1 protein-coding gene is annotated in these 418 nt (G+C 50.0%); it reads right to left on the reverse strand.

Translation table 11 applies throughout. The features are described from left to right. Positions 1 to 418 (reverse strand): ABC transporter substrate-binding protein (locus tag ACEWB7_RS18105; RefSeq protein ID WP_411581102.1); only part of this gene is annotated, 418 nt, incomplete at both ends.

Raw genomic sequence — 418 nt, forward strand, 5'->3', positions numbered from 1 at the left:
GTAATACACCGGCACAATAGCCGAGTCTTTATCTAACTGCTGCTCCGCTTTAGCGTAGAGTTCGCTGCGCTGCGTATCGTCCGCCACTTTCAGCGTGTCGGCAATCAGCTTATCAAACGCCGGGCTCTTATAATGCGCGGTGTTATTTGAACTGTCGGACAACATGGTATTCAGGAACGAGGTCGGTTCATTATAATCTGCGCACCACCCGGCTCTGGCGACATCAAAGGTGCCCTGATGACGGGTATCCAGGAAGGTTTTCCATTCCTGATTCTCCAGATTCACATTGACGCCCAGATTTTTCTTCCAGATAGACGCCACGGCAATAGCCAGTTTTTTATGCAGATCGGAGGTGTTATACAGCAGGTCGAATGTTAAGGGCTTATCCGCCGTAAAGCCGGCTTCAGCCAACAATTTC

Origin of the sequence: Acinetobacter sp. NIOH-H-8 (genome assembly GCF_046635365.1) — a bacterium.
Classification (GTDB): Bacteria; Pseudomonadota; Gammaproteobacteria; order Pseudomonadales; family Moraxellaceae; genus Acinetobacter.